The organism is Sphingobacterium daejeonense, assembly GCF_901472535.1.
In the GTDB taxonomy this organism is placed as follows: Bacteria; Bacteroidota; Bacteroidia; order Sphingobacteriales; family Sphingobacteriaceae; genus Sphingobacterium; species Sphingobacterium daejeonense.
In genome coordinates, this window is record NZ_LR590470.1 from 2,425,955 (window position 1) to 2,449,984 (window position 24,030).

Sequence of the window (24,030 nt, forward strand, 5' to 3'; positions counted from 1 at the left end):
TTTAATTTTGACTTGAATCACTATATTTAGTCTTTCAAAATTATTGATATGCATATTGATTTAACGGGCAAAACTGCTCTTGTTGGCGGTGGAACCGCAGGAATTGGCAAAGCTATCGCCAAAGAATTGGCTGCTTGTGGAGCAGAAGTTTATTTGATGGCAAGAAATGAGGATAAGCTGAAGCAAGTTTTAACTGAATTGGACACAACAGCAGGGCAAGTTCATGGATACATCGCTACAGATTTTATGAATTTTGAAGTTCATAAATCAAATTTAAAGAAGTTCTTTGATGAGCATGTTATTGATATTTTAGTAAACAACACGAATGGCCCTTCTGCAGGAACGGTAATGAACAAATCCATTTCTGATTATCAGGAAGCATTTGATTTATTGTTCAAGAATGCTGTCTATGCATCGAGTTTGGCTTTGAATTCAATGCGTGATGCTGGTTTTGGAAGGATCATTAACGTTTCGTCCTTGACTGTCAAAGAGCCTCAAGACTCATTGGTTCTTTCCAATACTATGCGAGTTGCGTTGGTTAGCTGGAGTAAATCTCTTTCAAAAGCGGTTGCCGCAGATGGAATTACAGTCAATTCTGTTTTAACAGGATACTTTGGCACAGATCGTTTACATGATTTGATGAATAATCAAGCTAAGAGTGAGGGTGTTGACGTGGAGGTTATTGAAAAAAGAAGAATTGATAGTATGCCTGTCAAAAGATTGGGCAAGCCTGAAGAATATGGTTATTTGGTGGCCTTCTTGGCTTCACCTTATGCTTCCTTTTTGACGGGAGCTTCCATTCCATTAGATGGGGGACTTTCTGACTTTATATTTTAAGAAATTCAATTGGAAGCTATTCAGCTTCCAATTGTTCTTTATACTTTCTTTTGTGTTCTTCTACCTCTTCTGGCATCTCAGGGTAGTGGATGTCTTTATATTCTGATAGAGTTTCATAGATGATGCTTGCTACCAAGAATCTGCTGATTGGTTTGGAATCTGATGGAATTATATACCAAGGAGCGTCTTTCTTAGTTGTATTCCTGATTGCATCCTCATAACATTCCATATATTTATCCCATAGACCCCTTTCTTTTAAATCCCCGGGTGAGAATTTCCAGTTTTTCTCTTCTTCTTCCAGTCTGCTCAATAGTCTTTCTTTTTGTTCTTCCTTGCTGACATTCAAGAAGAATTTAAGGATAATCATACCATTTTGAGTTAGTCGTTTCTCAAAATTGTTTATTTGGTCGAATCTCATTTCCCAAAAAATCACTCGGAAGATGGTGTGGATCTGTAATATTTGGAATCCGTTCGTTCAATAAATATTCAGGATGCACTCTAGTCACTAGTACGTTTTCATAATGCGTTCTATTGAAAACAGTGAATTTCCCTTTCTCGGGCAACCTTATTTCATGTCTCCACAGGTAATCATGCTGCAATTCTAATTCTGTAGGCGTCTTGAAACTTTCAACGACCACTCCTCTGACATTCATTTCCTTGAATACTTCTCGAATCAACGAATCTTTGCCGGAAGTATCCATCCCTTGCAAACATATTAATACGCTGTATCTATCATCTGCGTACATTTTATCCTGCAATGCTGCAATCTTTTTCCTCAATTCCTTGAGTTCAATTTTTGCATCGTCTTTACTGATTTCATCCTTTATGTTAGTAGGGTGTTCTTTTAATTTAAAATTGCTTTTAGCAGCTAATTTCTTAGAATAGTTTGCCATAGATTTTATTTTAGGTAACACAATTTACTAAAATTTTGTTTCTATTTCATTTGATTATCATTAAATTTAATGATAATTTAGATTATCATTGAAATGTGTGATAATTTAGATTATCACTAAAATGAGTGATAATTTTATTTATCATTGATATGAGTGATAATTTAAAATATCATTAGATTCGATGATTATAAAGTAAATAGAGGATCTTAATCACAGAAAAAATGAAGTATCACGTAATATTAACGGGCGATGTAATCCACTCACGGTCATACGAGGCGAGTGAATGGTTGCCAAAATTTGAACGGGGAATCAAGCGATATGCAAAGTCTTATGATATTTTTAGGGGAGATAGTTTCCAGGCTGAAGTTTTCTTTGGAAGATTGTTTTAAGGCTTTGTTTTATCTAAAGGCGGAGATGCGTCAGTTCGAGGGGATGGATGTGCGGATAGGAGTAGGAGTTGGGCAAGTTGATTTTATAGATAAGGACATCAAAAAGTCGACTGGTGAAGCTTTTATTCTATCGGGTGAATCCTTGGATAGTTTGACAAAGGAAAGTTTGGAATTTCGGTCTCAATGGAAAGAATTGGATGAAAGTATAAATTTAATTTTAACTTTATCCACTAGATTAACTGACCAATGGACTGCAAATATGGCCGAAACGGTTCAGGCAGCCATGGACAATCCTAAAGCAAATCAAACGGAAATTGACAAGAATTACGGGTAAAAAGCACCAGAGCCAAGTCCAGTACTGAACTGGGGAAAGCGAATTATACAAAAATCAATCAGGTCATCGATTATTGTACTAAAGAATTAAAGCGATATGTTAACTGATTTACTTAAAATGTTGACTGCCCAATATTTTAGGGGACTTTGTCCTTCAACCGAAATCATGGGTAGACAAGCGGAAAACCAAGATCCAATATCTGTTATATCATGTTGCTGTCCATGCTGGACTGTTGAATTTTTGTTTTTATCAATGACTTAGCAGGAAATTGGCAGAACATTTTATTCTTAGTAGCAGCACACTTAGCCATAGATAGCCTAAAAAATTGGATGGGAGCAAAGATGGCCATCTAACCCAGCGCGAATATTCTTGATCGATCAGGCCTTGCATTTGGCAAGTATATTCGGTGTATATTTCTTACCCATCCTGAAGTATTCAAAACCATGGCGGCAGATATTTCAGCCAATCATGTTATGTTGTACTTGATTGCTATTTTATTGATAGTTTTTGTTATTCCCAATTGGAATCAGAATTTTTTTCAGCAAATGGAATAAAGAATCAGAATTCAATGTTAAAAGGAAAGAAACCTTATTTGATGCCGGAACGATCATTGGGATTATTGAAAAGAGCCATGATCTTGGGATTTTATATTAATGGATTTTATGGAAGGAGTTGGGTTTTTGTTAGCAGCTAAGTCAATTTTTAGATTTGGCGACCTAACGAATGCCAAGGACACTAAATTTACAGAGTATGTGCTAAATAGGGACTTTATTGAGTTTTGGGTTGGGAATGTTGGTGGCCATAGCACTTAAACATGCACTAAACATAATTTAATCATACCATGAATAAAACTAAAAAAGGTTTTAAAGCCTTAATTCTATTAATTTTCGCTGCAAATATATTCAACCGGAATCTATGCTCAATCAGCTACTTTTGAATCTGAACTCAAGAAGATCACAGATAAGTATGATGCCGTTGGCTTAGCAAGTTGTTGTGGTAAAGAACGGGAAAACCTGTATATGAAAAAAGCTTTTGGTTATAAAGATTTGGAAACCAAAGAACCATTGACAACGGACAATTTGTTTCGGATTGCTTCCATTTCAAAATCTTTCAGTTCGACTGCGATTATGCAATTGGTGGAAGCTGGTAAAGTATCATTAGATGATGATATCAGCGACCTAATAGGTTTTAAAGTTAGAAATCCTAAGTTTCCAAACACAAAGATTACTCTAGAAATGATGCTTTCGCATCGTTCTAAGTCTCAAATGACAGCCAATGGCTATTTTACGTTGGATGTATTGGACACCACGAAAACTAAAAGATTGGCAAAAATCATTCAATTCCTATGAACCTGGGACGGATTATGAATATTGTAATTTAAACTTTAATATGATAGGAGCTGTTTTTGGAGCGATTGAACCAATGTACGCTTCGATAACTACATCAAACAGCAAATACTGAAATCCATTAGGATTGGATGCTGGTTATTGTGTTGATTCATTGGATCAGGGGAGGATTGCAAAATTATATGAAAAAGAAGATGGGAAGTATGTTGAACAGAAAGCTGCATATAATCCTAGATCAGAAGAGATAAGAAACTATACCATGGGTGTTAGTACGCCTGTTTTTTCCCCAACAGGGGGCATGAAAATCTCTGCCCATGATTTATCTAAATATATGATGATGCATATGAATTATGGTAAATCAGGAAAAACCAAAATTATTTCAAAGGCTAGTTCCAAAAAGATGCAAACAGGTCTTTCTCCAAAAGAGAATTACGGTTTGGCTCTTCTGGAGAATGACCGATTGATTCCAGGAGAACATATGATTGGCCATACGGGTTCAGCATATGGACTTTATAGCAATATGTTTTTTGAACCCAAGAATAAATTTGGGTTTATCGTCATCACGAATGGATGTATTCCAACATTGGATAGGAATGAGGATATTATGATGTCCAAAGAAGTTATTAACTTACTGTATACTGATTTTATAAAAAAATAAATAAAGGATTCACAATTAATTTTGAAAGTAATTGATAATTAGAATTTAGTGTCTCAATGAGCAGATTGGAGGTTTGTTTGAGGTCTATATCCTAAGGGATAACATCTAAATACTGATTTAAATTAACTACTTTTGTAAAAATTATTCAAATTGACAATTAAGCAATATGATTATTCAACCAAGAACTAGAGGTTTTATCTGTTTAACAGCTCATCCGGAAGGAGCAGCAGAGAATATCAAGAACCAAATCGAATACGTAAAATCCAAAGGAGAGATCAAAAACGGTCCTAAGAAAGTTTTAGTAATCGGTGCATCTACCGGATTTGGGATTGCTTCACGTATTAGCGCTGCTTTCGGTTCGGGAGCTGCTACTATCGGAGTATTTTTTTGAAAAAACCAGCCTCAGAAGGGAAATTAGGAACAGCAGGATGGTATAATAGTGCCGCATTCGAAAAAGAAGCACATGCTGCAGGATTATATGCAAAGAGTATCAATGGCGATGCTTTTTCTGATGAAATCAAAAAACAAACTATTGATTTGATAAAGAAAGACCTTGGTCAAGTTGATTTAGTGATCTATTCTTTAGCTTCTCCTCGTCGTACACATCCTAAAACAGGTGTTCAACATGCTTCAGTATTGAAGCCAATTGATAAGCCTTTCACCGATAAAACTGTTGATTTCCACTCAGGTGTTGTATCTGATATCAGTATCCAACCCGTAGACTCGGAAGATGATATTAAAAATACAGTTGCTGTAATGGGTGGTGAAGATTGGAAGTTCTGGATCGAAGACCTTAAAGAAGCAGGTGTGTTGGCAGAGGGAGTGAAGACAGTAGCATATTCATATATTGGTCCTGAATTGACTTACCCTATTTACCGTAACGGTACAATTGGCCGTGCAAAAGACGATTTGGAAGGAACTGTACCAGCAATCAATGATTTATTGAAAGACCTTAATGGAGTTTCTTATGTTTCTGTAAACAAAGCTTTAGTAACTCAATCTAGTTCTGCTATCCCTGTCGTTCCATTGTATATTTCATTATTATATAAAGTAATGAAAGAAAAAGGAATTCATGAAGGAACAATTGAGCAAATGCAGCGCTTATTTGCAGAGCGTCTTTATATTGACGGTGAAATCCCATTGGATGAAAAAGGAAGAATCCGTGTTGACGACTTAGAAATGAGAGAGGATGTTCAAGCAGAAGTTGCAAAACTTTGGGAACAAGCAAACACTGAGAATTTAGAAGAAATTTCTGATATCCAAGGATACCGTGATGACTTTTTCCAGTTGTTCGGATTCAACTTTGATGCGATAGATTATAATAAAGATACAAGTGAACTAGTTCAAGTACCTAGTTTAGCTGAATAATATATCTTAAATTTTAAGAAATGCGTCAAGAATTTAATATTCTTGACGCATTTTTTTGCTTTGCATTCGTTTGTTTTTTGGAAGACGAAATTTATTATAATTTAATAAATCAATATTCGTTTTAAACAATCTATTTGATATGAAATAAAATATGTGTTTAATCACTTAATATTCAATAGATGGCGGTCAAAAAATCACAAAAAATGGGTTTATTTATAGTATAGCATATTTTTATTACATAAATAAGTAGAAAAATTTTGTTTCTTTTTTTAAATTTACCCCATTAATCCATGATAAAATAAATCTTTATCTAGATTGAAACAAACCACTAACTATGAATTAACATAAATGAATAATCAGGTTCTTATTAAAGACGAACACATGTTCTTGAGCGAAGGCATTCAAGAATTCGGATATCTATTAATTACGGATACTGAATTTAACCTGATTGCTGGCAGTGAAAACTGTGACGAGTGGCTTTGTGAAGACTTCTCCGATTGCTTGGGTCTTAATTTGTGGAATATCCTAACAGATTATTTTCCGAATTATGTTGCTAGCATTAATAAGGCTGTCCATCAAGTTCTTGATGATATCAATGAACGTGTTTTGATGGAGGTATTCATTAATGAGGATTCATATTATTTAAACATCTATTTATTAAACGATCTGATTTATCTTGAGTTTGAAAAGAAATTTGAGGACTCGAATGTTTTTTTTCCAAAATTTGAAATCGTAGACAAGCTATTGTCGAAGAATAAAGGGAATATTTGGCAAGCTGCATGTTCTTATATTACCAAGATTAGTGGTTTTGACCGGATCCGTGTATTTCAATTTGTTGAAGGCGGAAACGGACTCATTATAGCTGAGTCAATTGACAACAATGAACTGGAGGGAATCTTAGGATGCTATTATCCAGATATGGATATCTTCAAATTAGCAAAAAACATCCATCAGGTCAATGTGCATCGTTATGCAGCCCAAATTGATGGTCCTACAATTCGTATTATTTCAAACCCTAAATATGAACCAAATTTATCGCAGACTAACATAAGAATGGTTTCGCCAATCCATGCTGCATATATGCTGAAGGATGGCGTAAATTCAAACTTAAGTGTTGCCTTGCAGATTGATGGTAAACTATGGGGTTTCATATTCTGTCAAAGTCAAGAAGCTAAAAAAATCAACCTCTTGAAAAGAGAGGCCTTGGTTTATTTTATCCAAATGGCGGTAAATAGGTATGCTGAAGAACAAAAAAATTATGAAAAGGAATTCCATGACGATATCCGGAATTTTGAACTCCAACTCAAAGAAAAACTTGTTCTCAAAAATAATCTAGCTGAATCATTGCGTGTTCTCGAAAAAGAACTTTGTTATTATGCCAAAGCTGATTCGATGGTCATTTTTATCAATGGGCGTATGTATGCCTATAATATTGTTATAGGCGAGCAGAAAATCCTTGAAATCATAGCATTGTTGAAGTCTGAATGTAAGGAACAATATTATGCGGATCATGAATTTATCATGAAGTATGGAGAACAGCTAGAAATTAACTCTGAGCGTTTTGTTGGTTTAGCTGGTCTGCATGTTGAAATGGATGAAAGTTGTACCATCCTGTGGTTCAGGAAAGAAAAAGAGTTTCATAGAAAATGGGTTGAAAAACCTGTCAGAAGAATTGGAATGAATCTTCCAAATGAAATATTCACCCATGAGGAGCATCCTTACCTGGATATATGGAACCAAAAAACAGTCGGAACTTCTGAGCCTTGGGGCGAAGATGAAATCTATTTCATCAAAAGATTAAGAGAATTAATTCTCCAAAGTGCAAATAATTTCTCCCAGGAGATTGATAAATTAAATAAGGAAGTGGGCGACTTAAATCGTGCTTTGGATAACTATGCCAATACAGTCAGTCATGACCTTAAAAATCCTTTATCCGCAATTAATCTTTCTACCCAAATGTTGTTACAACGCCCCGACATGAAGGAAGAATTGCGGAATAGAATGCTCAAAAATACGAAAGACGCTGTTGAAGTGATTGGAGGAGTTGCTCCGAAGTGTTCATGAATTTTCTAAAGTGAAGAGTTATGAATATAAGATGGAGCCTGTGTATGTTGATGAATTCTTGAGTCAAATTGTGGAGTTTAGTCCAAATCCGCTATCAAGCTGAACATGCTGAAGTAACATATGGAACTATATTACCGGTTTATGGTGAAAAATCCATTGTCTACCAATTGTTTCAAAACTTAACTGGAAATGCTGTCAAATACAGCGCAAAAGGAAATTATCCAAAAATTCATTTTGGATTCTAAAATTAAGCATGAGTTTGTAGAATATACTATTGCCGACAATGGAATTGGTATAGCTAAGGAAGAGCTCAGCATGATATTTGATTCATTCAAAAGATTGTCTAATGCAGGGAATTTTGAAGGAACTGGGTTAGGCCTTTCTATCGTAAAACGCATTGTGGATAGATTGGGTATGCAAATAAAGATAGAGAGCGAACTTGGAAAAGGCACCACTATCCACTTGTTGTTTCCAAATACTAAGTAAAATTTCTTATTAGAAAGTTCCTTTTTCCTATTGTTAAGATTCATTCGCTTCTATGAATCGTAAATAGATACTTTTATAGCTAAAAACCTCGCTTAAAAAATTTATATTTGCGAATTAAATTGAAGGCATAATAACCTATATGAAGCATATACGCAATTTTTGTATTATCGCACATATCGACCATGGTAAAAGTACCTTGGCTGATAGATTATTAGAGTATACCAATACAATTACACAACGTGAAGCGCAAGCTCAGCTGTTGGATAATATGGATTTGGAACGTGAAAGAGGGATTACGATTAAGAGCCATGCAATCCAAATGGAGTATACCAAAGATGGACAAAAGTATGTGTTGAATCTAATTGATACCCCAGGCCACCGTGGATTTCTCCTACGAGGTATCAAGATCCATTGCTGCTTGTGAAGGCGCATTGTTGATCGTAGATGCTTCCCAAGGTATCCAAGCTCAGACCATTTCCAACTTATATTTAGCATTGGAACATGATCTTGAAATCATCCCAATCCTTAATAAAATGGATCTTCCAGGTGCAATGCCTGAAGAAGTAAAAGACCAAATCGTTGATCTTATTGGTGGAAAACGTGAAGATATTATCCCTGCATCTGGTAAAACGGGTATGGGTATTCCTGATATTCTTGAAGCAATCGTTGAGCGTATTCCGGCACCAGTTGGTGACCCTGATGCTCCATTGCAAGCATTGATCTTTGACTCCGTATTCAATTCTTTCCGTGGAATTATGGCTTACTTCAAAGTTGAAAACGGAGAAATCCGTAAAGGCGGACAAGGTAAAATTCGTGGCAACAGGAAAAGAGTACTTTGCAGATGAAGTAGGAACCCTAAAATTAACTCAAGTTCCAAAAGATGTTATTAAAACTGGGGATGTAGGTTATATTGTATCAGGTATTAAAGAAGCAAGAGAAGTTAAGGTTGGTGATACCATCACCAAAAAAGATAGGCCATGTGCTGAAGCGATTCAAGGTTTTGAAGAAGTGAAGCCGATGGTTTTCGCAGGTATTTATCCTGTCGATACTGAAGATTATGAAGAACTGAGAGAGTCGATGCACCGTTTACAATTGAATGATGCATCCTTGGTATTTGAACCAGAATCTTCCGCAGCTTTAGGATTTGGATTCCGTTGTGGATTCTTGGGTATGTTGCACATGGAAATTATCCAGGAACGCCTAGAAAGGGAGTTTGATATGACCGTTATTACGACTGTACCTAACGTGTCTTACCGCGCATTCTTATCGAAAAACCACGAAGAAGTAGTAGTACATAACCCTTCTGATTTGCCTGATCCTAGTAAATTGGACAGCATTGAAGAACCTTATATCAAAGCAAACATTATTACAAAGGCTGAATTTGTAGGTCCTGTAATGTCTCTTTGTATTCAAAAGAGGGGAACAATTATCAACCAGTCTTATCTAACTTCAGATAGGGTAGAGTTGGTGTTCGAAATGCCGATGGGTGAGATCGTATTCGATTTCTATGATAAACTAAAGACCATCTCTAAAGGTTATGCTTCTTTTGATTATCACCAGATTGGATACAGACAATCGGATTTAGTGAAATTGGACATCAGGTTGAATGATGAACCAGTGGATGCTTTATCATCATTGATTCACCGTAGCAATGCATACGATTTTGGTAAGAAGATCTGTGAAAAGTTAAAAGAACTATTGCCAAGACAACAATTTGAAATCCGTATCCAAGCATCAATCGGTGCTAAGATTATTGCGAGAGAAACTATCTCTGCTTTACGTAAGGATGTAACAGCTAAATGTTATGGTGGTGATATCTCCCGTAAGCGTAAGTTATTGGAGAAACAGAAAAAAGGTAAGAAAAGAATGCGCCAAGTAGGTAATGTGGAAATTCCTCAGTCTGCATTTATGGCTGTTTTGAAATTAGATTAACAAAAATCAACCTATACATAATAACATGAATTTACTTGACGGTAAAGAAGTATCAACAAAGATTAAAGAAGACATCAAAAGAGAGACTGCAGAGTTAACTGAAAAGTTAGGTCGCAAACCTCATCTAGTGGCGATTCTTGTCGGAAATGATGGCGGAAGTGAAACCTATGTTGCCAGCAAAATGAGAAATTGCGAACAAGTAGGATTTGATTCCACAAACCTTCGTTATGATGTCGACATCACTGAAGAAGAATTATTGAACAAAATCAAAGAAATCAACGCTGATGATAGTATTGATGGTCTTATTGTTCAATTGCCATTGCCTAAGCACATTGACCCAGATAAAGTAACTGAAGCTATTGACTACCGCAAAGATGTTGATGGATTTCACCCCATAAATTTAGGTCGAATGCAAAGAAATCTTCCTTGTTTTATTCCAGCTACTCCTTATGGAATTATGCTGATGTTGGAACATTATGGAATTGATACAGCAGGTAAAAAAGCAGTTATTGTAGGTAGAAGTAATATTGTAGGATCACCAATGAGCATTCTGTTGGCTAGAAATTCTAATCCTGGTAACTGTACCGTAACATTAACACATAGTAGGACTAAAGATTTGAAAGATGAAGTTCTACAAGGAGATATAGTGGTAGCTGCGATAGGTAAAAAGAACTTTGTCACAGCTGATATGGTCAAAGAAGGTGCGATTGTAATCGATGTAGGAATTAACAGAGAATCCTCAACAGAAACAAAATCAGGTTTCAAATTATACGGAGATGTTGATTTTGAAAACGTCGCTCCAAAATCATCTTGGATAACTCCTGTACCCGGCGGTGTTGGTTTAATGACTATTATTGGTCTTTTAAAGAATACACTAGAAGCGGCAAAAGGAACAATTTATCCTAAAGCATAGCAAATTATTGAATTGAAATATGTTTATTTTAAAGCCTTGACTTGGTCAAGGCTTTTTTTATTTATAAAGATTTTAGAAGGCAATCCTATAAAATAGAAAACCATTTAGTATTCCTAAGGTTTTTCATATCAAAAACTTAATGAATTATGATATGGAAAAATTGGATAACCCATATCCTTTTATTCTGATGAATTTGGTTCTTTCCTGTATTAAAACAGAATTGGAAATCAGGAGTTTGCTCAAGAAGATAGATATGCTTTTACAGGAAGAAATAAAACAATTATTTGAGTCACAAGTGACCCATTTAAAGTTACTTAAACAGATGTCAGACCATATTGATAAATTGGAAAAAGAAATTAAAAATAGATATCAACAATAATTAAATTATTTTGGATATTTACCACAATAATATTTGGTATAAATATTGTATCGAACCTACAGATTATTGAAAAACTTAATTATTATAACACTAATAAAAACAAAACAATGAAAAAAATCGCGCTATTAGCAGCAGTTGCATGTGCATTAACCATGTCTGCATGTAACAATAATTCATCAGCAGATAAAAATAATGATGGTGATACTACAATTGGTGAGCACTTAGATCACTCAATTGAAACTACTGAAGAAAATGTAGATGCAATGCAAGCTGATGCAAATGCTGAACTTGCAAAAGCTGAAGAAAATGCGAAACAAGCTCAAGCTGATCTTGATGCAGCAATAAAAAGCGGTGATAAAAAAGCTCAAGAAGCTGCTCAAAAAGCATTAGATGAAGCTAATGCTGCTTGGGAAAAAACTAAAGAAGCTGCGAAAAATGCAGTAGATGCTACTAAAGAAGCTGGTAGAGAAGCTGGTCAAGCAATCGAAAACACAGCTGAAAAAGTAGGTGAAAAAACTGAACAAGTAACTGAAGATGCTAAAAGAAAAGCTGAAAACGTTAAAGAAGCTTTAGAGAACTAAATAATTCCATTATAAAAAATGGTTATTAAGTTTTTAATTGAAAGCGCCAATTGTGTTGGCGCTTTTTTTATGAACATTCTTTAATGTATATTGCCAGTTCACGTAAAGATAGAATGAGTTATAATAAACAAGAAATAATAGAAATTTTAATAGAGAAATCTCAAAATCGAATAAACGATATTAATGCAGCAAAGGAAACTGCTCAGGATGCCATTCTCAATGATACCAAAAGCAGTATGGGGGATAAGTATGAAACTTCACGTGAAATGGCCCAGCAGGAATTAAATCGTTTACAAACTCAATTGCAACAAGCCCAAGCTGATCTCGACAAACTCAAAACACTGAATGTAAAACCTACCAGCATCGTTTCCGTTGGAAGTATTGTCATCACAAACCAATTCGACTATTTTATCGCTATCTCTGTAGGTCCAGTGAAAATAAACGATAAATCACTTATGGTGATATCAAAAGAATCGCCCATAGGAAGTTTATTAATAGGCAATAAAACAGGAGGGAAGGTAACATTCAATGGAAAGGATTTAATGATCAAAAATATCCTTTAAACAAAAGTAATATCCTTTAAACAAAAGTGTTTGTTACACAAATATTCATTGTAAGTCGACAAATAGACTTCTTTAGATCGCTCTATTATGATTTAAAATATACTTTGAAATGAATTGAATCTCGATAAATTAAAAATTTATTGATCAAAACATTTTACCTCTAATTTTTGTTTAGATTTATGTATTATTTACCAATAAAAACAAGAGGTTTTATGAATTTAAAAAAAATCTTATCTATTGCATTAGTATCGGGAACATTGTTATCCGGAACAATTGCCTGCAAATCCAACATCTCGGATGCAGATCTTAAAGCTAAAGTAGAAACCGCTGTTCAAGCAAACCCTGGTGTTACTGTTGAAGTAAAAGACGGTGTTGTTACTTTGAATGGTACAGCAAATTCTGAAGATGAAAAACTTCAAATCGAAAATGCTGCAAAAGCTGCTGATAGTAAAGGCGTAAAATCAGTGCAAAACAATATCGTAGTGAATACGATGCCTCCAGTTGAAATCAATACGGATGATGCTGACCTTACTGCTAAGGTTACTGAATTCACAAAAGATTTCCCAACTGTAAAAAACTAGCATCGCTAATGGTGTTATTACAGTAACTGGCGAATTGGAGCAAGCACGTATTCAAGCACTTAAAATGGGTTTAGATGCTTTGAATCCTAAAAAAGTGGACATGAGTGGTTTAACTGTTAAATAGAACAAATATGAGTTTACAATCAAAATATCAAGTTTTAATTGACACTGCAAAAGCTTCTGGCATAACAGATCTAGCTATTGCTGAACAAGAAGGCGTATTGCATATCCAAGGTACTGCACCAAATGCTGATGTAAAAAACAAACTTTGGGATATCTACAACCAAATTGACCCGAACTTCTTAACCGGTGATGTGGTGATGAATGTAGATGTGTCTACAGCAGTTGCTGGAACACAAGCTAAAGTAATTACTGAAAGTAGCAACCTCAACATTCGTAAAGGTCCAGGAACTGACCAACCAATCGTTGGTAAAGCTGCAAAAGATGAAATAATTACCCTTATAAGTCGCGCTAATGACCAATGGTGGTTAGTAAGAACAAAAGATGGTGAAGAAGGATACTGCTATGCTCAGTACCTTGAGCCAGTGGGTTAATATATATCCAAAATAAAAAATGCCCGGTAAAGGATTTTTACCGGGCATTTTGTTTATGATTATGTCGTTACTACAATTCCAACGATACTACATTTCCTTCGCTTCCAGTCAAATAAATACTCTTTTTATCTGTAGAAATAGCTATCACATTGAAACTAGCAGTGGATATGTTTTCCCAAGTTTGTCCAGCATCCTTGGAAATATCAGTTCCTGAAGTTCCTGTAGCTATCAATATTTCAGGAGTTAGGTATTTAACACAAGATCTGTAACCGAAAACCGGCACCCCAGGTTTTTCCCAAGAAAGACCAGCATTTTTTGTCAAAAGAACATTGTTGCTATTATCCTTATCTGAAGAATAATTTCCACCAACCACGACTCCTTCACGTTCATTTAAAAAATCTATGGAAAAAATCCCTGTACTTGCAGAACCTGACCAGATAGGGACATCCTGTACGTCTAATCTACTTTCTTTTTCACTTCTTTTGATTAAACTAGAGTAGGAGCCGCCAGTACCTATATAAACCCAATCATTGATAACTTGCAAGGATGTGCCACTTGCAGCAAACGCAGCCTCGCCGGGCTCCGCAAACAAATGGATTCCTTCGGTCACATCTTCCCATGTACGCCCTTTGTTCTTACTTTTCAATAACTGAAATTGTCCATCAATGGGATCGCCTAAAATATACCCGGTCTTGCCTTGAAAATCCATGCCATCTAAAAAAGTAGCGGGATCCTCATTCTTGTAAACTTCTTTCCAATCTTTACCACCATTCTTAGTATGTAATATTACAGCCGGTGAACCTGCACTTACTATTACTGCTTCCTTTGCACTAAAAGATTCTATGTCTCTAAAATCATATTTCTCGTAGCCTCTTGGTGAAACCCATTCCCATGTTTTACCCATATCAATGGATTTACCTACAACTCCATTACTTCCACTAACCCAAACGACTTTGTTTTTATAGGTTGATAACCCTCTGAAACTAGATTTGTTCCCAGACGTTAAGGTTTCGAAAGTTTGTGAATTAACAGTACATGAAAATGTAAAGAGGATAAATGATAAAATTATTTGTTTCATAATCAGAATGTATTTTACCTACGTGAGCTGCTTCATTAATTGATCAAATTCTTCTCTCAATGTATTCAGTTTTTCTTCGAGTTGTGCCACCTTTTCTTCTAACTGTGTAATAGTTGAATTATTTGATGTTGAGGCAGGGGAGATAGATTCCTCCTCATAAGCATCCTCGTCAAATTCGCTGAATAAATGGACAAACCGAACCTCCTTTTGCCCAGGTTTCTTTGACAATTGCTTCAAATAAGCTGGTTCTTCACTACTTAGTTTATTTAATAGTTCCTGCACTTCATCCAAATTCTCAAATTCATATAGCCTACCTGAATTACTGTTTATTTCACCAGCAGTTAATGGACCGCGCAGAAAAAGCAAACAAAGAATTGCCAATTCTTGAGGTAAAAGTGGAAATTGAATTGCGATATTATGTTTATATTTTGTAACTCGACTTCCTCCACCAACAACAGTAGAAACCAAACCCTTTTTTCGAAGACTGTCTAATACCTGAACTATAAGACTTTCATCATATTGTACCACTGGCTTTCTTGAAGTCTTTTGATTACAGGCAGTTTGTAAACCGTTCAGGGTCATTGGATAATATTCAGGAGTAGTCTTTGATTTCTCAAGTAAACATCCTAATACTCTTATTTCTTCAGCACTTAAATTCGGCAATGATCTGTTTTCTTCCATAATATATATTCAATATCTACCTTAAATATACATTTTTATTAAAAAGTTGAAGATTGAGCACAAAAAAACAGCCTATTAAATAAATAGACTGTTTTTTGTTTTCACAAGTTTTTATGATTTTTCAGCAAGTAAAGGATTGAATAAATCCTGGTTTGCTTATTCTACATCCATAAATTGGGCAATTTCTTCCCTAATTTCAGCAGGTAACATCATGTAAATCTCTTTCTTCAATGTTACTTGTTCTCCATGAATTGTTGAAATTTTACCATCATAACTCACTATAGATTCAAAACCTCCAATTAACCACTTACCATCGGTTTGAAGATAATCATGATGTTTCTGATCCAATTTCTTTAATTCTTTAATAATTTCATCACTATTAAAGTTTTGATTCTTTACCATATTAAAAAAATCCATTTTATATAGATAGTGCTGTGATTTTAGCCCAAATGTGTTCTAAACATTCGTCATAATTCAAACAATTATCTATTGTTAAACAACTACGTGTACGTAAGTGAAAATATTGTGCCAATTATCTAGATTTTTGATTAAAACTTTTATAAATAATTTTAGGTTAACACAGCATGTTATAAATTAAGCTATTATTAACCTAAAAGATGCATTTGCACTAAATGATTTAAAATATTTAAATCATTTAGCTTATTTAAGAATAGGTGTCCTAATTTTTAGTGCAATATGGTATCAAATTACTAACACGTACTTTTCTCATTTAGCTTTATAAGTTGTATACCTAGCATTTATTACCTCTTCAGTGGAAACAGCAACAATGACTTTCTTTCGCTGATCTACAAAATATTGATCCGATTTATCCTGGCCATAATATTCATATCTTTCATTATAAAATGTCAATAGATCATCTAATTTGGATTTATCCATTTCCTTGTACCTAATTATGGCGTAGCTACAACGATTTCCTTCAAATAGATAATACATTGTTTCAACATCCGCTGATTCTGAATCATAAATTAAAGTCACGGGATTATTTGCTAGAAGTTTTCTTTTTTCTAATTCTATAATTTCGTTTTTGCTAACTCCGAATATTATAAGGGGTTCAGGAAATCCTGTTACTTGGGGAATTACAATAACCGCTGCTTCTTTTTTCTCTTCCCCATATTGGGCAATGACTTTTGTTTTCCCAATATGTTTCGCATTGAATGTTCCATTCGAACTAATCGTTCCAATAAATTTGTTTTTACTTTCCCATTCAACATTATCTTTGTTTGTCCCAAATCTTACTTTCTGTCCAATATGTAATTCAGCTGTTTTTGGATTCAAAATCAATTCTTCAGAATGGTCATCTAACTTGACGCAGGAATAAATTGTAAATAAAATCATAAGGACTATAAATGAATTTTTTAGTTTCATAATAGAGGATAATTTTGCTTTCTGTATTAATATAGCTATGTAAAATTAACCCAAGATTAAATACAGAATAACTTATTGATTCTATGAATGTTTCCTTATTTTTAAAGTGATATGAAACTATGAGAAACAAATATTGGTTGATATGATGAATGAAAATGAGAAAATTTTGAAGTTGGTAATTTCTTTGATGGAAAATGATACATTATCAAATTTTTTAACAGAATATGATTATTCAGTTAATTTATTCGGATTGAAAATATCTGATTCCAGGCATTATTTCTTAAGGTTATCAAAACCTCAAAATGATGTCGTGCTGTGGATGCAAGAGGAATATATACCTAAATTGGACATAAATGGTAACTGGATAGAGTATCCTGCGATTGAAAACCCTCGAGTTGAAAGATTAGAACCTTCTGTAAAGTATATCCCAAGTGATCTAACTTATGAAGAATTCAAAAAAAATCTCTTCCAATTTTTTGAACAGCTGAAAGGATATAAAGCCAATCATTTGAAGAATACTGATTCTAGCAAATTGAATAATGATATTGATGCATTAATTCAGGAAATCAGAACAATTTCTTAAAGAATACTACTCCTTATAAAAGGATAAAAAGCTACCAATTAAAAGGGGTGATACTATTTTTTGAATTCAAAAATAATAGGATCACCCCTAAATTTATTGTTTAAATAGATTCAATATTATTTACAACGCTGGATTTTGTGCATATTCACTCCATGTATCTTCAATCGATTTTCCTAAGGATTGACGGAAGAAGTCGTTATAATTGATTCCATCTCTCAATGCTCTATCCAATTCCTTAACGAAGTTTTCATTTTTATGAGTTTCAATCCATAATAGAAACCTTGCAGTAATTCCATAGCTCCCATCAAAATTGTGTTCCGGCTTGTAGTCTTGAAGAGTCCATGGATCAGGGTCATCAATTCCATAATGATACCTTACATTGTCTGCTATACCTTCAACCAACCAGCCTGGAACATTTCCTTGATATCCTTGTTGGACATGATGCATAGTTTCATGCACCACAACATCGCCATCAGTAGGATTGCCCTCCATATAATCGTAACTAAATACTACTACGTCACCAAATGCATAGGCTGCACCTTCATAAGTAGGGTCGATAATAAAATAGAGCTTCTTTTTAGAATCTGGATTGAAGTCAGCAATCAACTTCGGATATACACTGAAATAAGTATTCATTAACCTTTCTTGATATGCTAATTCAGATTTATCAGAATGATTTATAAAAACTAAAGAGACACCATTCTTACTTAAGCTATCAATTTTTTCTCTCGGAGCATCCTTCTGACTGGATGGTGGCATCTGAATTAGCCTAAACTCAGAGACTTGAAACATATTGTCATTATACAGCTTTGATATCGACCATCTATAATAGGTGAATTGCTGCTCATTCTTAAAATAAAACTTATAGGTAGTTCTCCGTTTCCTGAATTGCATCCCCATATGACTATCGAGCTCAGTCCAGTTTTGGCCATCATCAGAACCATAAAACTTCCAATCCATTGGATCTCTTCCATCAAAATCATTACCAGTAGTAAATTCATAAGAGGCAATAAGTTTGGCCGTATCAAATTGGAAATCAATGCTCAATGATTTAAAATCCTTGGCCAAGTATTTTGTGGTCGTGTCGCCATCAACCAATTTGTTGGAACCTTCCTGGCCAGTTGCACCATCTGGATTTTCTATGCTCACACGTAACTGAGCATCATCAGTAACATCCTTAACCACAATTGTTTCTAATTCTGGATCTGGAAGATCAACACTTGTGTGCGGACTACAACTCGTGTAAAGGGTCCCACAGAAAATACTAAGGGGAATCAACCACTTTAAGGTTTTCTTTTTCAGCATGAATATTAAGATTTAGTTTACAAATTAGTTAGCAATTGCTCGCTAGTTCTAAAAACGGATATTTTCAGACTTTCTTATACATTTAAATTGCTAAATCGCGTTAGCTAGCAATTATTATCCAATAAAGTGGGTTTATTAACTCATAAATACATATCCTAAAGGAAATTTTTATTCGAAATTCTTTAAGGTTACTATTTGCTAGCTAATTTTTATTTTAGCAAATAAAATATTGCATTTTTAGGAAATATTAAGATAGAATTCTTTGATATAAGCAATTTGCAAACATATAGCTACAAAAATTTTTAATGTCACGTTACTATTATCATAATATTAAATTGCTATTAAAATTTGTTATAATTTTGAATCAATATCAGAATTAAATCAATGAAAAAGCTAGGTATATTATTATTGTTCGCCGTATTATTTATCTCTTGTGAAAAGGATAATGGCGTGATTCCAGAAGACTTGAAGAAAGAAGTAACTCAAGATCTCAAAGGAAAAGTATTTACCGCTTATGAAGCACAAGTTTACAAACAAGGGGGAACAAACACAGAGGTAGACCCAAAAAATGCCTATTTTACTAAAATGGAAATTGTTGGGAATGTTATAGAATTAACTAGTGCAAGTAACAGTAAATCAAGATATGGATTCGAAATAAATAACGCTAATAGAAACTCAGAAGAATTACCTGAAGTTTTTACATTAGCAATGAAATCCAACTACAAAAACTTTTACATCTACTTAAGTAGAGATTATTCAAATGCGGTTATCACGCTAAGCGATGGCTCAAGTAGCTACGGTATCAGTCTGAAACCATAATTGAATTTTAAGAACCTTAAAGCCTGATTATACTTTATATAATCAGGCTTTTTTTATTCCTTCATTTATATAATTTTGTCAGACTTTCCTTTTTAATATCAAAAATTCATCCCCATCTTCGATTATGTAAATCAATCAGAATCGGAATGAAAAATTATTTGAATGCATTTTTTGTAGGAATATTATTGGTGACAACATTTTCAAATTGTTCAAAGTCTAATATTGATCCTACAGTAGACGGTGATAACGATTCTACAATAACTACTCCAGCTGCTCCAGAATTTCTGTTCGCTGGTCTACAATATACAGGGAAATATAACAACAACCATTGGAGAGCAGTTGCCGTAATTAAAGATTCTATTATTCAACTCTCACCAAATAGGACCTCAGATGCTATAGGTATTGTGAGTGTACAAAATGATGTGTATGTGGCTGGAAAACAGAAAAATGCCGCCAATGAAACATTTGTATCCTATTGGAAAAATGGTAAATTAAACCGGCTAAGTGAAGGCAAGGCAGGTAACCTTGCAACAGCAATACATACCGATGGAAAAAACGTATACATCGCAGGAAAAGTCAGAGATGTCCAGGTGGAACCAACCACATATATGTGGACAAATGGAAAAAGGGAAAGGAAAGCATGTTGCTTGGCGATGACTGGAATATATGCAATCGACACTTACGATGGAAAAGTAGTTGCTGCTGGAAAATTTGCCAATTTAGCAACTATGTGGAAAGATGGATCGGCTATCGCTTTGGCCCCTCAGGGCTCAGGTGCTGAATATATAAAAGTAGTCAATAAAGAAGCGTATGTATTGGGCTGGGAAAACTCATCACAATCTACCAATGCTGTATCCGTGTGGAAAGACGATGTAGAAGTCTTTAAAAATCAAATTGGTTTTAATATAATTAATGTAAAAGGCTTTATGGAAGGCAAAGACTATTATTATGCGGTAAACTATAATGATGATAATTATAAAAAACGTACAGCTATATATAAAAACAAGCAATTCCTGTATAAATTAGGAGGCAACAATGAAGCAACAATTACTGGAATTAAGTTTCACAAAGGAAAAGTATATACCGTTGGAAACCTGTTTTTAAGCAATGGTGGAGTACAAGCTATGTTTTGGGAGGATGGAAAAGCAAAAACAGATTTTCTAAAGGGGAAACCAATATTTATTAATGATTTCTTTATAAAATAAATCGGATTAATATTCCCAGCCTACAAATCTTTGACTTAATTTTCCATCTGAAAATACCCACACGACATAATTGAAACAACTGCCGTCACCAACTCCCTGGTATGCAAAATAATGATTTCCATTGCGATAGTATTCAAAACTATTCTGTGCGGATATTACCCCTAAAATATACTTCTGGGGGATATGGAGTTTTTGACCATTCAAGGTTGCAGTCGCTTTTATTACAGCAGTCTTTGGCAAACCACAATCTGCTAGGTAATAATGAAAACCATTTATGGTCTTAGGAGCATAACTAGATTCTTCATGGTAAGTTAATCTGTAATCTTGCTTTCGAAAAGCTTTGATTTCAAAATCCATCGAGAATACTCCAGAATTAGGCTTTTTCAATGCATTTAATTCTTTCATCTGAGATTTATGAATAAATCCAGTCTCCATTTCTATATGATCTGTTTCTTCCAAAATAGAAAATGGACGCTCATTATAAAATAATATCTTCTTCCAATCTTCATTCTCAGACCCTTCATCAATTTCGTCCAATAATATGATTGTATTTTCCTTTAGTTTGGTGATAATCTTAGATTTCGCACCAGCACCTGTCCTAACATGAGTATAACCCTCTTTACTACTGATTATATATGGCTGAGCTTTGGAAATTGATGTACTTAAACATATAAAACCAAAGAAAATAAAAAGATAGATCTTCCTTAAAAACATAATAATTGATATTTAAATGAATGAAATCAATTGAGATACAAATTAATAAAACAGTTTTATCCTATAATTTATTCAGTATATACAATTCGTTTACATATCATATAATTAATTGCCTTTAATATTGCTTCTCGGTTTTTACCTTATGACATAATTTGGGTAAATTAGAAAGATAAGATAGATATTTCATGGATCACAAACATATATATAATAGCAATGGCGTTTGCGAAATTTGCAGTCAAACGGCTAAAGTTTATAAAAATGCAAATGCTGATGACCTTTTAAAATCCAACAAAAAAGTAAAACAAAGTGCTGATCTTACCAAAGAACATGGTCATCAGCATACAGATGATGATGGACATGACCACGAGCACTCACACGATGATGGACATGATCACGATCATTCTCATGATGTCGATGGAAATCTATTTATCCTGTTTAGACCTGCAATTATCAGTTTAGTATTATTGCTTTCAGCATTAGCTTTTGATCATCTTTTTAAATTCTCTTGGTTTACAGGTTGGCTTAGAATCATTTGGTATATAGCTGCATATTTACCAGTAGGTCTACCGGTACTTAAAGATGCAATGATCAGTATAAAAAAAGGAAATTTCTTTTCAGAATTTTTCTTGATGGGATTAGCTACCCTAGGTGCTTTTGCAATTGGCGAATATCCAGAAGGTGTAGCAGTTATGCTTTTCTATGCAGTAGGTGAAGCCTTTCAGACACTTGCTGTGTCTAGAGCAAAATCTAATATTAAAGCCCTCCTTGACCAACGACCGGACGAAGCTAATATTTTAGTGGATGGAAAAACTAAAGTTATTAAAGCATTAGATGCCAAAATTGGAGATATAGTTCAGCTCAAACCCGGTGAAAAGTTGGCATTAGACGGAAAGTTAATCTCTGACTCGGGTTCTTTTAACACCGCAGCATTGACTGGCGAAAGTAAACCTGACACTAAAAATAAAGGCGAAACAGTCCTCGCAGGAATGATTAATCTAAATACTGTAACACAAGTGGAGATAACTTCTGCTTATGAGGACAGTAAATTGAGTAAAATTCTGGAAATGGTTCAGAATGCAAGTACACAAAAAGCTCCAACAGAATTATTTATTTCAAAATTTGCGAAAATCTATACCCCAATTGTAGTCTTCCTCGCAATTGGTATCGCTTTTATACCTGCCTTATTTGTTAATGATTATGTCTTTCAAGATTGGCTATACAGAGCCTTGATATTTTTAGTGGTATCCTGTCCTTGTGCATTGGTAATTTCAATCCCATTGGGATATTTTGGTGGGATAGGTGCAGCAAGCAAACATGGAATACTGGTAAAAGGAGGAAACTTCTTGGATAGCTTGGCCGCTGTAAAACACGTCGTCATGGATAAAACTGGAACAATGACAGAAGGCGTATTTAAAGTTGCCGAAGTAAATTTTGATCAACAAGTCGATCAACAACAAATACTAAAGTATGTCAATGAAATAGAAAATAACAGTACCCATCCTGTAGCGACTGCCATACATGAATATGTAGGTGAAATACAAGAAAATATAACCATTCAAAACGTAGAAGAAATTACAGGTCATGGATTAAGAGGTACAGTAGACCAAAAAGAATTGTTGGTTGGAAACTATAAGCTAATGGACAAATACAATATATCATATCCTAAAGAACATAGAGAAATTGTATTTACTACGATAGCGGTAGCATTTGACGAGAAATATATAGGTTATATTAGTATTGCTGACAAAATCAAAGCGGGAGCAAAAGAAACTATAGAAGTATTGCATAAAGAAGGTGTTAATGTGACGATGTTAAGTGGTGACAAGTCTACAGTTGTCAACGAAGTGGCTAAAGAACTAAAGATAGATTCAGCATATGGTGACCTTTTGCCTGAAGACAAAGTTGAAAGATTGAAAGCAGTTAAAGCCAATGATCGTATAGTCGCATTCGTTGGAGATGGAGTTAATGACGCACCTGTTGTAGCAATAAGCGATGTAGGTATCGCTATGGGAGGTTTGGGCTCAGATGCTACTATAGAAACTGCAGATGTCGTAATTCAAGACGATAAACCTTTGAAAATACCTATGTCCATAATGATCGGGAAGAAGACTAAAAAGATTGTTTGGCAGAATATCGGTCTTGCATTTGGCGTTAAAGCGATTGTATTGATCCTCGGAGCAGGTGGATTGGCAACCATGTGGGAAGCCGTTTTTGCAGATGTAGGAGTCGCATTGTTGGCCATTTTAAATGCTGTAAGAATTCAGAAAACAGATTTTAATAAACTTCTTAATAAAAGATCCAATTAAGGAGTTTCCGAATTTATTCCACCCACATTGAACGTCGTGTGATTATGATCATGGTTATGAATATAGGGTTTATAC

General features: G+C 34.5%; 27 protein-coding genes and 1 pseudogene. 20 read left to right on the forward strand and 8 right to left on the reverse strand.

Annotated elements, in window-relative coordinates; genetic code table 11:
* The first annotated feature begins 48 nt into the window (after positions 1 to 48).
* Positions 49 to 837 (forward strand): SDR family oxidoreductase, encoded by a 789-nt coding sequence (locus FGL31_RS11775; protein ID WP_099369910.1) that lies wholly within the window; start codon positions 49 to 51, stop codon positions 835 to 837.
* Positions 838 to 853: 16 nt separating this feature from the next.
* Here the strand turns inward: FGL31_RS11775 and FGL31_RS27925 are convergent, their stop codons facing one another.
* Both FGL31_RS27925 and FGL31_RS27930 read right to left on the reverse strand, forming a co-directional pair.
* Positions 854 to 1,204 (reverse strand): polyphosphate kinase 2 family protein, encoded by a 351-nt coding sequence (locus FGL31_RS27925; RefSeq protein ID WP_262709104.1) that lies wholly within the window; start codon positions 1,202 to 1,204, stop codon positions 854 to 856.
* 22 nt (positions 1,205 to 1,226) lie between these two features.
* Complete coding sequence (locus FGL31_RS27930; protein WP_197734218.1) at positions 1,227 to 1,730, reverse strand: polyphosphate kinase 2 family protein; 504 nt, start codon at positions 1,728 to 1,730, stop codon at positions 1,227 to 1,229.
* A 330-nt stretch (positions 1,731 to 2,060) separates the two neighbouring features.
* On the opposite strand from FGL31_RS27930, the gene FGL31_RS11785 reads away from it, so the two are divergent.
* The 15 genes and pseudogenes from FGL31_RS11785 to FGL31_RS11845 all read left to right on the forward strand — a co-directional run bounded on the left by FGL31_RS11785 (position 2,061) and on the right by FGL31_RS11845 (position 13,878).
* A complete protein-coding gene (locus FGL31_RS11785; protein WP_138091670.1) occupies positions 2,061 to 2,453 on the forward strand; it encodes a hypothetical protein in 393 nt (130 codons plus the stop codon).
* 133 nt (positions 2,454 to 2,586) lie between these two features.
* The gene (locus FGL31_RS29910) at positions 2,587 to 2,709 is read left to right on the forward strand and encodes a DUF3307 domain-containing protein (protein WP_394366190.1); all 123 of its coding nucleotides are present in this window, start codon (positions 2,587 to 2,589) and stop codon (positions 2,707 to 2,709) included.
* A gap of 763 nt (positions 2,710 to 3,472) precedes the next feature.
* Positions 3,473 to 3,802 (forward strand): serine hydrolase domain-containing protein, encoded by a 330-nt coding sequence (locus FGL31_RS25495; RefSeq protein ID WP_232046676.1) that lies wholly within the window; start codon positions 3,473 to 3,475, stop codon positions 3,800 to 3,802.
* 124 nt (positions 3,803 to 3,926) lie between these two features.
* Complete coding sequence (locus FGL31_RS25500) at positions 3,927 to 4,457, forward strand: serine hydrolase (RefSeq protein WP_232046677.1); 531 nt, start codon at positions 3,927 to 3,929, stop codon at positions 4,455 to 4,457.
* 166 nt (positions 4,458 to 4,623) lie between these two features.
* Positions 4,624 to 4,848, forward strand: a complete 225-nt coding sequence (locus FGL31_RS28950; RefSeq protein ID WP_317131000.1) for a hypothetical protein — start codon at positions 4,624 to 4,626, stop codon at positions 4,846 to 4,848.
* The gene (fabV, locus tag FGL31_RS11800; protein ID WP_317131001.1) at positions 4,845 to 5,825 is read left to right on the forward strand and encodes an enoyl-ACP reductase FabV; all 981 of its coding nucleotides are present in this window, start codon (positions 4,845 to 4,847) and stop codon (positions 5,823 to 5,825) included. Before FGL31_RS28950 ends, fabV begins: the two co-directional genes overlap by 4 nt.
* Before the next feature lie 348 nt (positions 5,826 to 6,173).
* Positions 6,174 to 7,889, forward strand: a complete 1,716-nt coding sequence (locus FGL31_RS11805; protein ID WP_138091672.1) for a histidine kinase dimerization/phospho-acceptor domain-containing protein — start codon at positions 6,174 to 6,176, stop codon at positions 7,887 to 7,889.
* A 189-nt stretch (positions 7,890 to 8,078) separates the two neighbouring features.
* Complete coding sequence (locus FGL31_RS11810) at positions 8,079 to 8,375, forward strand: ATP-binding protein (protein ID WP_138091674.1); 297 nt, start codon at positions 8,079 to 8,081, stop codon at positions 8,373 to 8,375.
* A 139-nt stretch (positions 8,376 to 8,514) separates the two neighbouring features.
* A pseudogene (lepA, locus tag FGL31_RS11815) lies at positions 8,515 to 10,307 on the forward strand (translation elongation factor 4).
* Positions 10,308 to 10,332: 25 nt separating this feature from the next.
* Entirely contained in the window at positions 10,333 to 11,220 is an 888-nt protein-coding gene (locus FGL31_RS11820) for a bifunctional 5,10-methylenetetrahydrofolate dehydrogenase/5,10-methenyltetrahydrofolate cyclohydrolase (RefSeq protein WP_138091676.1), read from the forward strand.
* Between the two features lie 151 nt (positions 11,221 to 11,371).
* Positions 11,372 to 11,599, forward strand: coding sequence for a DUF1003 domain-containing protein (locus FGL31_RS11825; RefSeq protein ID WP_171017654.1), 228 nt, complete (start codon positions 11,372 to 11,374; stop codon positions 11,597 to 11,599).
* Between the two features lie 107 nt (positions 11,600 to 11,706).
* A complete protein-coding gene (locus tag FGL31_RS11830) occupies positions 11,707 to 12,180 on the forward strand; it encodes an efflux RND transporter periplasmic adaptor subunit (RefSeq protein ID WP_138091680.1) in 474 nt (157 codons plus the stop codon).
* A gap of 83 nt (positions 12,181 to 12,263) precedes the next feature.
* A complete protein-coding gene (locus FGL31_RS11835) occupies positions 12,264 to 12,743 on the forward strand; it encodes a 3-oxoacyl-ACP synthase (protein ID WP_099369920.1) in 480 nt (159 codons plus the stop codon).
* A 212-nt stretch (positions 12,744 to 12,955) separates the two neighbouring features.
* Positions 12,956 to 13,324 (forward strand): BON domain-containing protein, encoded by a 369-nt coding sequence (locus tag FGL31_RS11840; RefSeq protein ID WP_232046678.1) that lies wholly within the window; start codon positions 12,956 to 12,958, stop codon positions 13,322 to 13,324.
* A 131-nt stretch (positions 13,325 to 13,455) separates the two neighbouring features.
* Positions 13,456 to 13,878 (forward strand): SH3 domain-containing protein, encoded by a 423-nt coding sequence (locus tag FGL31_RS11845; protein ID WP_099369921.1) that lies wholly within the window; start codon positions 13,456 to 13,458, stop codon positions 13,876 to 13,878.
* Between the two features lie 70 nt (positions 13,879 to 13,948).
* On the opposite strand, the gene FGL31_RS11850 is transcribed toward FGL31_RS11845, so the two are convergent.
* From FGL31_RS11850 to FGL31_RS11865, 4 genes are all read right to left on the reverse strand, one after another.
* Positions 13,949 to 14,956 (reverse strand): YCF48-related protein, encoded by a 1,008-nt coding sequence (locus FGL31_RS11850; protein WP_138091682.1) that lies wholly within the window; start codon positions 14,954 to 14,956, stop codon positions 13,949 to 13,951.
* Positions 14,957 to 14,974: 18 nt separating this feature from the next.
* Entirely contained in the window at positions 14,975 to 15,637 is a 663-nt protein-coding gene (locus tag FGL31_RS11855) for a YceH family protein (protein ID WP_138091684.1), read from the reverse strand.
* A gap of 156 nt (positions 15,638 to 15,793) precedes the next feature.
* Positions 15,794 to 16,039 carry a hypothetical protein gene (locus tag FGL31_RS11860; protein WP_099369924.1) on the reverse strand — a complete coding sequence of 82 codons (246 nt, stop codon included), beginning with the start codon at positions 16,037 to 16,039 and terminating at the stop codon, positions 15,794 to 15,796.
* Between the two features lie 324 nt (positions 16,040 to 16,363).
* Positions 16,364 to 17,023 carry an Ig-like domain-containing protein gene (locus tag FGL31_RS11865; protein WP_138091686.1) on the reverse strand — a complete coding sequence of 220 codons (660 nt, stop codon included), beginning with the start codon at positions 17,021 to 17,023 and terminating at the stop codon, positions 16,364 to 16,366.
* 142 nt (positions 17,024 to 17,165) lie between these two features.
* Between FGL31_RS11865 and FGL31_RS11870 the strand changes: the two genes are divergently transcribed.
* On the forward strand, positions 17,166 to 17,606 hold the full coding sequence (locus FGL31_RS11870) for a hypothetical protein (protein WP_138091688.1): 441 nt from the start codon (positions 17,166 to 17,168) through the stop codon (positions 17,604 to 17,606).
* 120 nt (positions 17,607 to 17,726) lie between these two features.
* Here FGL31_RS11870 and FGL31_RS11875 read toward each other — a convergent pair whose 3' ends face one another.
* A complete protein-coding gene (locus tag FGL31_RS11875; RefSeq protein WP_138091690.1) occupies positions 17,727 to 18,911 on the reverse strand; it encodes a basic secretory protein-like protein in 1,185 nt (394 codons plus the stop codon).
* 384 nt (positions 18,912 to 19,295) lie between these two features.
* Here FGL31_RS11875 and FGL31_RS11880 point away from each other — a divergent pair, with 384 nt between their 5' ends.
* On the forward strand, positions 19,296 to 19,730 hold the full coding sequence (locus FGL31_RS11880; protein ID WP_138091692.1) for a hypothetical protein: 435 nt from the start codon (positions 19,296 to 19,298) through the stop codon (positions 19,728 to 19,730).
* A 146-nt stretch (positions 19,731 to 19,876) separates the two neighbouring features.
* Positions 19,877 to 20,935, forward strand: a complete 1,059-nt coding sequence (locus FGL31_RS11885) for a hypothetical protein (protein ID WP_138091694.1) — start codon at positions 19,877 to 19,879, stop codon at positions 20,933 to 20,935.
* 6 nt (positions 20,936 to 20,941) lie between these two features.
* Here the strand turns inward: FGL31_RS11885 and FGL31_RS11890 are convergent, their stop codons facing one another.
* Entirely contained in the window at positions 20,942 to 21,649 is a 708-nt protein-coding gene (locus tag FGL31_RS11890; protein WP_138091696.1) for a hypothetical protein, read from the reverse strand.
* A 185-nt stretch (positions 21,650 to 21,834) separates the two neighbouring features.
* Between FGL31_RS11890 and FGL31_RS11895 the strand changes: the two genes are divergently transcribed.
* Entirely contained in the window at positions 21,835 to 23,955 is a 2,121-nt protein-coding gene (locus FGL31_RS11895; RefSeq protein ID WP_138091698.1) for a heavy metal translocating P-type ATPase, read from the forward strand.
* Positions 23,956 to 24,030 lie beyond the last annotated feature (75 nt).